This is a genomic window from Cellulomonas bogoriensis 69B4 = DSM 16987, assembly GCF_000767165.1.
GTDB lineage: Bacteria > Actinomycetota > Actinomycetes > Actinomycetales > Cellulomonadaceae > Actinotalea > Actinotalea bogoriensis.
This window is the reverse complement of sequence record NZ_AXCZ01000365.1, coordinates 1-980: the sequence shown is the minus strand read 5'-3', so window position 1 is coordinate 980 and position 980 is coordinate 1. Positions and strand designations below refer to the sequence as shown.

Genomic DNA, 980 nt, shown 5'->3' with positions numbered 1-980 from the left:
CACCGTCCTGGCCCTGCAGCCACGCACCACCCGCGGGACGGTCGCCCGGTGGGCCCCGCGTGCCGCGGCGGCCGCCCTGCTGCTCCAGCTGGCCACCCTGACCACGGCCGTCGACGTGCCGGGCGCGGCGCCCCTGGTCCTGGCGGCGCTCGGTCTCCTCATCGCACTGCTTGCCGTCCCCCTCGGTCGGGGGTGGCGCTCGGTCGGGTTCTCCCGGGTGGCCGACGGTCTCGAGGGCCTGGCGGCGGTGCTCGCCCTGCCCGTCGCACTGGTCGGCGCCGGTGCGATCGAGCTCATGCGGCAGGTGACCTCCTGATGCGCGCGGCCCACGACCCACCCACCGGGAGGACCGGACGATGACGACCTCGGCGACCGTGGCCGGCGTGTGCACCCAGTGCCGGGCGCCCCTGCCGCGCAGCAGCCCGTTCTGCACCCGCTGCGGGGCGCTGGCGGGTGACCCGACCGGCGACCCTGCGGGTGCCCAGGCTCGCGGCACCACGGCCCAGGCCAGCCCGGGGCTCCCTGTCGTTCCTGCCCACGACCCCGCCCTGGGCCCGGCGTTCGACGGCGCCACCGTCGGCGCCAACGGGCGCCGCGTGCTCGCCTACCTCGTGGACGCCGCCCTCGTCGCGACCGTCGTGGCCCTGACCCACGTGCTCGCACCCCACTGGGTCTACGCGGCCGTCCTCGGTGTCGAGGCCGTGGTGGCCCTGGTCCTGGTCGAGGCCCGGACCGGTCGTACCCCCGGCCACACCCTCACCGGCCTGCGGGTCAGCAGGGTCGAGACGCCGTACGCCCCGGGCCTGGGCCGGGCGTCCTCGCGTGCGCTCGTGCTCGGAGCAGGGCACGCCCTGGGCGTCGGCCAGCTCCTGGTGCTCGCCTCCCCGGCGCTGGACAGGTCCGGCCTGCGCCAGGGCTGGCACGACGTGGTGGGTCGCACCGTGGTCCTGGACGTCCGGGCGCTGCGTGCGCGGCGGGCG

Annotated in this window: 2 protein-coding genes; both read left to right on the top strand. The window is 77.7% G+C overall.

The features are described 5' to 3' along the window. A partial coding sequence (locus tag N869_RS18100; RefSeq protein ID WP_035063155.1) for a hypothetical protein occupies positions 1-316 on the top strand: 316 nt, incomplete at its 5' end. A gap of 40 nt (positions 317-356) precedes the next feature. Beyond that, positions 357-980, top strand: a 624-nt coding sequence (locus N869_RS16735) for an RDD family protein (RefSeq protein WP_198026113.1), incomplete at its 3' end; no start/stop codon positions are given.